A 7,801-nucleotide genomic window follows, 5' to 3' on the forward strand; every position below is an offset into this window, starting at 1 on the left:
GTAGCCCGGATGCGCGCCGATGGCGATGCCGGCGTCCTTTGCCATGCCGACCGTCTTGCGCATGACCATCGGGTCGCCTGCATGCTGTCCGCACGCGACGTTCGCGCTTGAAACAAGCGGAATGATCTGGTCGTCCAGTCCCAGCGTGTAGCGTCCGAAGCTTTCGCCCAGGTCGCTGTTGAGGTCGATTCGGTACATAAGCACCTTTCTTTCTTACGTGGTTTGATTCCTATTGTAAAGCAACGGTCTGCGCCCTGCGAGTGCTTCGCGCGCTTTCAGATCGCTCCCAATCCATCAGTGCGCGTTCTGCTTGCTGCACCAGCTGTTCCTTGTCGGGCACGTGGGAGACGTAGCGTGACGCGAAAATGGCATTCTGCAGCCCGCCGAGTGCGTATTCGGCTGTGACGGCGTCTTTGTCAGTGCATAAAATGATGCCGATGGGAGGGTTGTCGAATTCGTCGTTCATTTCGCGGGCGTAGTAGTTCAAGTACATGTTGATCTGCCCGACGGCTTCCGGCATCAGTTTGGAGGTTTTCAATTCGACGAGCACGTACGCTCGAAGCAGCTTGTTGTAGAAGACCATGTCGACGTAATAGTGGGCGTTGTTGAGCGTGATTCGCTGCTGAGTCCCCACGAACATGAAGCCTTGGCCCAGCTCGAGAAGGAACTTCTCCATATGAGCGACGAGCACGCGTTCCAATTCGCTTTCCGGAAGGGAAGCGTTGTCGGGTATTCCTAGGAATTCGAATACGTACGGGTCTTTGATGATGTCGATTGGTTGAAGGGCGTGGGATTTGTCGTTCGAGGGGGCAAGTTTGCGCTGCGGGTTCGAGGCGCCGCCAGACAGAAGCCGACGCTCGTACAGTGATGTTGCTATCTGCCGCTTGAGCTCGCGCGCCGACCAGGCCGCTGCGATGCATTCGCATTCGTAGAAGTGTCGCTTGTCGAGGTCGGAAATGATCAAGAGCTCGCAATAATACGACCAGCTCAATTTAACAGACAGCGTCTGTTGTTTTTCATATGCAAGGTAGAATCGTCTCATGAACTGGATGTTCGACACGGAAAACCCCTTGCCGTATGTCTCGGTCAATTCCCGAGATAATCGCCTGAGCGTGGCGGTGCCGTATTCCGCGCGATTGGGGTTCGTCTGTTCGTGCTCCACGATGATGCGTCCGATGTTCCAGTACGTGATCAGCATCTCGTGGTTCACGTGCGTGGCCGCACGCCGCCGCCCCTGTTCCAATGCAAGTTTGATGTCGTTGAAAACGGACTGGTAGGATGCGAGTTCTTCATGGGACATGACAAGTCTCCTCTTCGGTTCCCGGGGGTGAGAAGATCTTGCTGGATCTTGCAGGCGTGGTACGGGCAGCGGGGGAACGAGCTGCCGTCTATGGGCCGTCTGTTTGGAAGCGGCGCCTGCACTGGGTCTTTGTTCGCGCAGTATAGCAAAACGAGGGCTTTACGCGAAGCCCTCGTTTTCTTCGAGCGAGTCTAGGTGCCTTCTTACTCTTTCAGGTCGATGTTCTTCGTGTCGGTGATCAGCATGCAGCCCGGTGCGTGCGTGATGGCGAAAGGCGGCTTGCTGTTCATCACGATGGACTGAGGCGTGACGCCGCATGCCCAGAACACGGGAACTTCGCCCTCGCGGATTTCCACCGGATCGCCGAACTCGGGGCGCATGATGTCGTTCACGCCGATGGCGGTGGGGTCGCCGATGTGGATGGGCGCGCCGTGCACTTTCGGGATGGTGCCGGAGATCTGCACCGCCTTCACCACCTGGTTGTAGGGGATGGGGCGCATCGACATGACCATGTTGCCGGACATGCTGCCGGCGGGCGTGCACGGCACGCCGGTCAGGTACATGGGCACGTTGCAGCCCATGGTGTTGTGCCGAATCTCGATGCCGGCCTCGATGAGCTCGCTTTCGAACGAGAACGAGCAGCCGATGACGAACGACACCAGATCGTCGCGCCAGTAATCCTGGACGTTCTCCACTTCGGCCACCAGCTTGCCGTGTTCGTAGATGCGGTAGCGCGGGAAGTCGGTGGCGATGTCGCAGTCGGTGGCGCAGATGGTGGCCTCGCGCGCACCCACCTCGGTCACTTCGAGAAGCGGGCACGGCTTGGGGTTGCGCTGCGCGAACAGCAGGAAGTCGTAAGCTTGCTCTTTCGGCAGCACGATGAGGTTCGCCTGCGCGTATCCGGGGCATAGACCGCTGGTCGGCGCTGTGAACTGGCCGGTTCGGATGAGGCGCCGCGCTTCAACGGGCGATGCGGCAAGCATCTGCGCCCAAACGTCCTCGGCAACGCCTTCGGGTTTGGCGGGTTGCGGAGCATTCAGCATGGTAGAACTCCCTTCTTGGTAGCTGCGGTCTTGTCCAAGATGACGAAAGGGCTTCTCGATTCCGCGTTCGACGTCGCTAAACGAAGCTTCGTCCGCGGATCAAACCTCGCCCTTCATGAAGCGCTCGATGAAGCTGGTGTCGGCTGTGCCGGCGGCGAACGTCTCGTTCTCCATGATGGCGTACTGGAAGTCCAGGTTCGTCTTCACGCCCACGACCACCATTTCCTCAAGGGCGGTGCGCATTTTGGCGATGGCTTCGGTGCGGTCGCGTCCGTGCACGATAATTTTTGCGATCATCGAATCGTAGTAGGGCGACACGTCGTAGCCGTCGTACGCCGCCGTGTCCACGCGCACGCCGTTGCCGCCGGGCAGGTGCATCTGCGATATGACGCCAGGGGAAGGCAGGAAGCCGCGCTCGGGTTCCTCGGCGTTCACGCGGCACTCGATGGCGTGCCCGCGATAGGTGATGTCGTCCTGCGTGAACGTGAGCGGGTCGCCCGCCGCCACGCGAATCATCTCCTGCACCAGGTCGGTTCCCGTGACCATTTCGGTTACGGGATGCTCCACCTGAATGCGCGTGTTCATTTCCATGAAGTAGTAATTCAGCTGGTCGTCCAGCAAAAACTCGATGGTGCCCGCCGACGAGTACCCCACGGCTTGCGCGGCGCGCACTGCTGCGGCCAGCATTTCGCTGCGGACCTCGTCCGTCATAACGGGCGAAGGGCTTTCCTCGATCATCTTTTGGTGATTGCGCTGCACGGAGCAATCGCGCTCTCCCAGCGCCACCACGGTGCCGTGCGTATCGGCGATCACCTGCACCTCGACATGCCGCGGGTTCATGACGCAGCGCTCCAGGTACATGGTGTTGTCCCCGAACGCGCCCACGCTCTCGCGCTGTGCGATGCTGAACTGCTCGGCGAAGTCCGTCTCGGACAAGCTGACGCGCATGCCCTTCCCGCCGCCGCCCGACGATGCCTTGATCATGATGGGCCAGCCAATTTCGCGGGCTATGACCAGGGCTTCTTCCGGGTGGTGCACCGGCTCCTTCGTGCCGGGAACCACCGGGACGCCCGCTTCCATCATGGTCTTGCGCGCTTGGCTTTTATTGCCCATGCGGTCGATGACCTCGGGGGCCGGGCCTATGAACACGATGTCGTTTTCGCGGCAGAGCTTGGCGAACGTGGAGTTTTCGGACAGGAATCCGTAGCCCGGGTGGATGGCTTGCGCGCCCGTGCCTTTCGCCGCCGACAGGATGGCCGCGATGTTCAGGTAAGAGTCGCGCGCGGCCGGCGGGCCGATGCACACGCTCTCGTCGGCAAGGTACACGTGAAGCGAGTGCTTGTCGGCGGTGGAGTACACGGCCACTGTCTTGATGCCCATGGCACGGCATGCGCGGATGATGCGAACCGCGATCTCGCCGCGGTTGGCGATGAGGATCTTCTCGAACATGAGCGGGCCGCCTTAGGCGTGGTCGCCGGTGGCGATGCGGAACAGCGGCTGATCGTATTCAACTTGGGAGCCGTTTGCGGCAAGCACTTCCATCACGATGCCGGGTGCGGGCGTGGTGATCTCGTTCATCATCTTCATGGCCTCGACGATGGCCAGCGTTTGGCCGGACAGCACTTCCTGGCCCACCTTCACGAACGGATCCTCGTCCGGGCTGGGGGCAAGGTAGAACATGCCCACCATGGGGCTGCGCACCAGGATGGAATGATCGTCGTCGCTGGCATCCACGGCTGCGGCTTCGTGGCTTTCGGTTTTTCCGGCCAACAGGGCGCTGACGCGATCGGCCATGAGCGGCAAAGCGGTGGACGAGAGCGGCCCGTGGTTGCGCTCGAGCTCGATCTTCAGGTCGCCGTCGTCAACGCGCAGGGCCGTGAGCTCGGCCTTGTCCATAATGGCGATCAGCTCTTCGATGGCTTTCGTGTTCATGACGTCTCCTCGTATCTCTCGTTCGCTCATACCGTCGTGCGGTGGGCGGTGGTTTCCGGTGTTGCGATCTTCTCGTCGTTCGACGTGCGTACGGTTCCTAAAACGTTGCGGTTTCCGACGCGTTCAGCGCGATCGGCGCGGTCGATCCACAAGGTGTCGGCCTGCGATTTGCGCGCTTGCTCTTCCAAGATGGGGGTAAGCCTCCGCGCCGTTCGACGGGGCGATATGCCGTCGGCGCTTGGTCGGCGCACCTTGAGTGCCAGCGCTTCGAACAGGTGGGCTTCGTCGCGCAGCAAGCGCTGCGCTTCCTGGACGGAGATGGGCTCGAAGCGGATTTTGCGTCCCGGGGGTCGCTGCACGAGCCGGGGTATGTCCACCGTGGCCACCGTGCCTATTTTGGCGTATCCGCCGGTGGTCTGCCGGTCGGCCAACATGATGATGGGCCTGCCGTGCGACGGAACCTGCACGGCGCCAAGGGCGATGCCGTCGGACACGATGTCCGAGCCGTGCTTCGTCTTGATAACGGGACCGTCCAGGCGGTAGCCCATGCGGTCACATTTCGTCGTGGTGGTGAACGGCTGGCTGTAAAAGGTTTCGATTCCTTCGTCGGCAAACATATCCTCTTGCGGTCCGGGCACCACGCGTACCACGATTTCGTCTTGATCGAACTGGTAGAACTCGTCATCGTTGTCGATGCGATGGGACCCGAGGTTCGGCAGGAAGTCCACGCTTTTCGTGGTGAAGGGCAGGTAGTCCCCGGTAGTCAGCGCGCCTCCGCGCCATCCGCCCAGCTCGCACTTGAGATTGGTCGAGCGGCTGCCCATGATCTCAGGTACGCGCACGCTTCCTCCGGCAATGGCCAGGTAGCCGTAGCAGCCGGTTCGGGGTGCTTTGAACCGCAGTATGGAGCCGCGACGCACCGTGATTGCCGCGTACATGGGAATCGGCTTGCTGTCCAACGTGGGGGAGAAATCGCCGCCTGTGATGGCTATGATTGAGTTCGTGGTGAAGCGCACCGTGGGGCCTGCGAGCGCGAACTCCAGCACGGGGGCGTCGGGGTCGTTTTCCACAAGCAGGTTGGCGATGGCGTATGCTCGGCGATCCATGACGCCGTTCGTGGCGAACCCGCTGCCTTGGTATCCGAAGCGGCCGTTGTCTTGAACGGTGGTGATGACGCCGGGTTTTTTCACGACAAGACCCATGTTACTCGCCTTCCACGAAAATGCCGTACGAGTACGTGCCGGCGGCGAGCCGTGCCTCTATGGCGGTGTACTCTTCGGGCGTTATGGGCACGAATCGCAGGTATTCTCCCGCAGCGTACAGAATGGGATCCTCGCGGTCGGGGTCGTAGGGACGCAGCGGCGTGCGGCCGATGATCTGCCAGCCGCCCGGCGAAGCCAGCGGGTAAATGCCCGTTTGAGCGCCGCCGATGCCCACGCTGCCCGGCTCGATGCGCGTACGGGGAACGGCTAGGCGCGGCGTGTGCAGGCGTTCGTCCAAGCCGCCCAAATAGGCGAAGCCAGGAAGAAAGCCCAGCATATCTATAAGGTAGTCGCGCCCGGTGTGTATGGCGATGACTTCTTCTTCGGACATGCCTGCATGCTCTGCCACATTTGCCAGGTCGGGGCCGAATTCCCCTCCGTAGCACACGGGGATGGGGACGATCTTACGCACGCTCAAATCAGCTTCTTCCACGTCGCGCAGCTTGCCCCGCAGCTTCGCGGAAAGCTCATCGAACGTAACGATCAAGGGGTTGTAGTACACCATAAGCGAGCAAAACGTAGGCACCAGCTCGGTGACGCCCGCGATGGGGTCGGCCGTAAGGTTTTCCGCAGCCATGCGAATCTTGGCGCTGGTTTCCGCCGAAATCGTTTTTGCGAACTCGAGGTTAAGGGCCGAGTCTCCCGCGATGGTGATGGTGAATCCCGCCATGCTCGTCCATTCCTTGGCGTGTAGATGCTACACTGGTACGCTGGGTCGTTATGAATAAGGATTGATTGTAGCATATATGGAAAAAGCGCTCTTCTTGGCGGCGTTCTTCTTCGCCTACACCGTTCAGGCTATTACGGGATTCGCGGGCAATATCTTCGCGATGCCGGTGGGCACCACGCTGTTGGGGCTGCACTCCACCGTGGCGATTCTCAACGCCATGGGCTTTTTCGCGTGCGGGTTGCTGACCGTTTTGAACCTGAAGAGCGTGAACTGGCGCGAACTGGGCAAGATCATCGGCGTTATGGTGGTGTTCATGTTCGTGGGCATTTGGCTGGACACGCTTATGCCGCTTCACGTGCTGCTGAAGATATACGGCGTGGTTGTCATTGCGATCGGCCTGAAGAACCTGATTGTTCCCCAGCAGAAGTTCATGCCGGAGTGGGCCTTGTGGATTATCCTGGCGCTTGCGGGGCTTATTCAGGGCATGTTCGTGTCGGGCGGTGCGCTGCTGGTTATCTACGCCGTGCAGAAGCTGCGCGATCGTCAGCAGTTCCGCATCACGCTTTCGGCTACGTGGACGATCCTCAATCTCATCTATGCTGGCATTGCGTTTCAACAGGGGAATTTCACCGGGGACGTGTTGCAGATTATCGTGCTGTGCATCCCGTTGGCCGTGCTCGCCACCTTCTTGGGCAACAAGCTGCAAAAGAAAATCAGCCAGGAAAAGTTTCTCAAGCTTACGTACGTCATGCTGCTGTGCATAGGTGTCATCCTCCTGATAACTTCGTAGTTTCGCCGCCGAGTTGGAATTGGGTTACAATAAAGGCACGGCAACAGTAGGGAAGGAGCGGTCATGGCACAGCGGTACACGCGTATTTTTGCGGCGCTCGACGGGGCGTCGACGCAGGAGGCAGTGGCCCAGCGTGCAATAGCGCTCGCGGCGGACAACCACGCCGATCTGATGTTCGGTCATGTTATCGATTCGGTTCCGTACGAGGCTTCGGGCGTTGACTTCGAAGCGCTGTGCGTTGAGGGCAAGAAGCGCATCGAGGCTGATTTGGCCGATTTGCTGGCAGAGGCCCAGGCGAACGAGAACATCCCGTCGGTCGACTTGACCGTGCGCGCGGGACGCATTACCGACACGCTGGCGAAGCAGCTGATCGAGCCGGCAGACCCCGATCTGGTTATATGCGGAGAACGCGGCCTGTCCAACATCAAGTACGTGTTCGTGGGCAGCGTGTCCACGTTCCTGATTCGCAACATGCGTTGCGACGTTTTGGTGGTCAAGCAAGACTAGACTTGCTTGGGCTTGAGCGTGCGACGGCTCGGGCGTTGCTGCTTCGGCACGCGCTTGGAGCTTGCAGGTTGGGGCCGTGCGCGCTAGGTTGCGTGCGTGATGGGTTGCATCGTGTTTCAAGCGCCGTCCGTGTGGGCGGCGCTTTTGCTGGGATGCCAAGAACCCGAAACGTTTGGGGGGTGTTTCTATGGTTTTGTCAATTGCTTTTTCGGGATCGGGCCGTTTGATTCGGGCATGCTCGCGCAAACCCCGGCGGCAGGGCTCTTCTTCGGCGATTCGGCCGAGGACTAGGCTCGG

At 60.3% G+C, this 7,801-nt stretch carries 9 protein-coding genes; 2 read left to right on the plus strand and 7 right to left on the minus strand.

All coding sequences use genetic code 11. The features are described 5' to 3' along the window. The 7 genes from ACMNI9_RS11245 to pxpB all read right to left on the minus strand — a co-directional run. On the minus strand, positions 1–198 hold a 198-nt coding region (locus ACMNI9_RS11245; RefSeq protein WP_418832176.1), incomplete at its 3' end, for a LamB/YcsF family protein. Between the two features lie 31 nt (positions 199–229). After that, positions 230–1,300, minus strand: coding sequence for a PDDEXK nuclease domain-containing protein (locus tag ACMNI9_RS11250; protein ID WP_418832178.1), 1,071 nt, complete (start codon positions 1,298–1,300; stop codon positions 230–232). 203 nt (positions 1,301–1,503) lie between these two features. Further along, on the minus strand, positions 1,504–2,343 hold the full coding sequence (locus tag ACMNI9_RS11255; protein WP_418832181.1) for a putative hydro-lyase: 840 nt from the start codon (positions 2,341–2,343) through the stop codon (positions 1,504–1,506). Between the two features lie 99 nt (positions 2,344–2,442). Then, positions 2,443–3,792, minus strand: a complete 1,350-nt coding sequence (gene accC, locus ACMNI9_RS11260; RefSeq protein ID WP_418832184.1) for an acetyl-CoA carboxylase biotin carboxylase subunit — start codon at positions 3,790–3,792, stop codon at positions 2,443–2,445. 12 nt (positions 3,793–3,804) lie between these two features. Next, positions 3,805–4,275: an acetyl-CoA carboxylase biotin carboxyl carrier protein gene (gene accB, locus ACMNI9_RS11265; protein WP_114567309.1), complete on the minus strand. Its 471-nt coding sequence runs from the start codon at positions 4,273–4,275 to the stop codon at positions 3,805–3,807. A 26-nt stretch (positions 4,276–4,301) separates the two neighbouring features. Next, on the minus strand, positions 4,302–5,477 hold the full coding sequence (locus tag ACMNI9_RS11270) for a biotin-dependent carboxyltransferase family protein (protein ID WP_216529978.1): 1,176 nt from the start codon (positions 5,475–5,477) through the stop codon (positions 4,302–4,304). A gap of 1 nt (position 5,478) precedes the next feature. Beyond that, the gene (gene pxpB, locus ACMNI9_RS11275) at positions 5,479–6,207 is read right to left on the minus strand and encodes a 5-oxoprolinase subunit PxpB (protein ID WP_225749725.1); all 729 of its coding nucleotides are present in this window, start codon (positions 6,205–6,207) and stop codon (positions 5,479–5,481) included. Between the two features lie 76 nt (positions 6,208–6,283). Between pxpB and ACMNI9_RS11280 the strand changes: the two genes are divergently transcribed. Further along, the gene (locus ACMNI9_RS11280) at positions 6,284–6,997 is read left to right on the plus strand and encodes a sulfite exporter TauE/SafE family protein (protein WP_114567306.1); all 714 of its coding nucleotides are present in this window, start codon (positions 6,284–6,286) and stop codon (positions 6,995–6,997) included. Between the two features lie 63 nt (positions 6,998–7,060). After that, entirely contained in the window at positions 7,061–7,504 is a 444-nt protein-coding gene (locus tag ACMNI9_RS11285) for a universal stress protein (RefSeq protein WP_216529980.1), read from the plus strand. Positions 7,505–7,801 lie beyond the last annotated feature (297 nt).

It is taken from the genome of Paraeggerthella sp., assembly GCF_048427265.1.
GTDB classification, from domain to species: Bacteria; Actinomycetota; Coriobacteriia; order Coriobacteriales; family Eggerthellaceae; genus Paraeggerthella; species Paraeggerthella hominis.

What these genes read in the sequence shown, in the direction of transcription:
- ACMNI9_RS11250 (WP_418832178.1), bottom strand. Translation starts at nt 1,300, where the DNA reads ATGTCCCATGAAGAACTCGCATCCTACCAGTCCGTTTTCAACGACATC.
- ACMNI9_RS11255 (WP_418832181.1), bottom strand. Translation starts at nt 2,343, where the DNA reads ATGCTGAATGCTCCGCAACCCGCCAAACCCGAAGGCGTTGCCGAGGAC.
- accC (WP_418832184.1), bottom strand. Translation starts at nt 3,792, where the DNA reads ATGTTCGAGAAGATCCTCATCGCCAACCGCGGCGAGATCGCGGTTCGC.
- accB (WP_114567309.1), bottom strand. Translation starts at nt 4,275, where the DNA reads ATGAACACGAAAGCCATCGAAGAGCTGATCGCCATTATGGACAAGGCC.
- ACMNI9_RS11270 (WP_216529978.1), bottom strand. Translation starts at nt 5,477, where the DNA reads ATGGGTCTTGTCGTGAAAAAACCCGGCGTCATCACCACCGTTCAAGAC.
- pxpB (WP_225749725.1), bottom strand. Translation starts at nt 6,207, where the DNA reads ATGGCGGGATTCACCATCACCATCGCGGGAGACTCGGCCCTTAACCTC.
- ACMNI9_RS11280 (WP_114567306.1), top strand. Translation starts at nt 6,284, where the DNA reads ATGGAAAAAGCGCTCTTCTTGGCGGCGTTCTTCTTCGCCTACACCGTT.
- ACMNI9_RS11285 (WP_216529980.1), top strand. Translation starts at nt 7,061, where the DNA reads ATGGCACAGCGGTACACGCGTATTTTTGCGGCGCTCGACGGGGCGTCG.